At 65.2% G+C, this 1,745-nt stretch carries 1 protein-coding gene; it reads right to left on the bottom strand.

The window, feature by feature from the left end:
• Positions 1-939 precede the first annotated feature (939 nt).
• Positions 940-1,323 carry a hypothetical protein gene (locus tag GZ997_RS09885; RefSeq protein WP_162679766.1) on the bottom strand — a complete coding sequence of 128 codons (384 nt, stop codon included), beginning with the start codon at positions 1,321-1,323 and terminating at the stop codon, positions 940-942.
• Positions 1,324-1,745 lie beyond the last annotated feature (422 nt).

Below are 1,745 nucleotides of genomic sequence, written 5' to 3'. Positions count from 1 at the left end.
CGGCGTCCCACCCGGGATTCGGGTGGGACGCCGCCGCATCTCATGCAGTCGGTTGCAGCCGGTGCTGAGTGCGGGGCTCGGCGGTTACTGGTTGGCGGGGCGGGCGCTCGGTGGTGAGGCCTGCTGCCGACCCCCACGAGCCTCGCCGTCGTGATTGCCGTCGTGGTCGCTGTCGGTATGGCGGGCCCGAGCCTGTGGGGCTGATGTGCGGGCGGTTAGCGTGCCCCTCTCCGCTGGTAGTGCGCCGGGCCTTTTGCAACGCCACTTCGGCGTCAGCAACGCTAGTTGCCTGCCTGCTGTATGCCTTGCAGCCCTTCAGCAGGCCGTTAACCGGCGTTGTTAACCCCGAAGTGGCGTAGCAGGCCACCGCAGCACACAGCCACACAGCAGAATCGCGGCCAGCGGTCCCCTCACCGCCGGCCCCTCCGTAGGCGCAGGCGCCTACCCGCGACCCGGCGAACCGACCCCGCACCCCCAAACCTGACGAGACCCGGTACTTCGCCCGACTCCGGTAAGGGGGAGACGCTGCGACGCAGGCGGATCAGCCAGTACAAATCGATGAGGGCGATCGTTGCATTCATACCGACCGCGGGCCAGACGCCGAGGACGAGGTTGTAAGCCGTGGCGATGAGGGAGCCGGCTAGGTTCAGCCTCCGGAAGGTTCGCTGATTGGCTACCACCAGGGAGACGATGACGAGGCCCGATCCGGCCCATCCAACGATCTCCAGGACTGTGCGGGTTTCCACTGGAACTCCTGGACGTGCCCGGCTGGTCAATGCGCGTGCACTGGTCGAGTTTGAACACCTCGTTGCCGGGACGGCCGAGGCTAGTCGGGGCGCCCCACGTCTGGCAAGGCACGCATTAGTGAAATTCGCGCCTGATCGCCCGTCGGCCGTATCGGGTGCGGTTGGGAGCTTCCGGCGAGGTGCTCGTTGGTGCCTAGCTGGTGGAACGGCCGGGAACGGTGTCCGGGGTGAGTTCATGCCAGGACAGGCTGAGGTTCTCGAGCGGGATCAAGGCGTCGTAGATCGCATCCGCTCCTGACTGGATGCTATCGGCGACGTCCTGCCCACCGGAGACGATGTCCAAAGCGCATGGATCGTCGGGTACAGGGAGTACCACCCACCCGCCGGAGCCGCGAGTACCGCCGGAGCCGGCCGGAAGCCGTGCAAGTAGCCGTTCCACCGCGCGGGCGGCAAGGCGGGGTGAGCGGTGGGAGACGACCAACCTGAGTGTCGCCCTTGCGGTCGGATCTTCCCGCCGCCACAACCAGTCGTAGTCCACGGTGTAGCGCTTGCTGTCGGGCTTGCGGCTGGGAGCCATGGGCTGAAACTACCCCTGGAGCGAGCCGATCTGCGTGTCCGCGGTGTACTGGCGAGTTGGGGAGGCCGGGCAGTATCGCTCCAGGGTGCTGGACGTCACTGCCGCACGGTTTGACGTGATCCGTCGGGGTGTGCGTAAAGTACTCCCCGCCGCGGCGAACGCCGGAAGGTGTGAGCAGCGGTTAGGAGCAGTTACCAGGCTCGGTTGGCGCCTTAGAAGCGTCGGCATGAGACTCTGGCGAGACGGGGATCACTGATCTCGGGCTTGACGGAGGAACGCGGGTCTGGATAAGCTACTCCGGTGCCTTGAGAGAGGGCCTGGCCTTGCAGCCGGTGAATCTCTTCTGGGTGTGTTGTTTGGGATCTCGATAGTGTGTCGTGTTTGTTTGTTTGGTTGGTGTTTTTTGTTGGTTTCTTTGTTTG

This window comes from Actinomyces sp. 565 (genome assembly GCF_010365615.1).
Lineage (GTDB): Bacteria > Actinomycetota > Actinomycetes > Actinomycetales > Actinomycetaceae > Actinomyces.
This window is presented reverse-complemented; position numbering and strand designations above follow the sequence as displayed.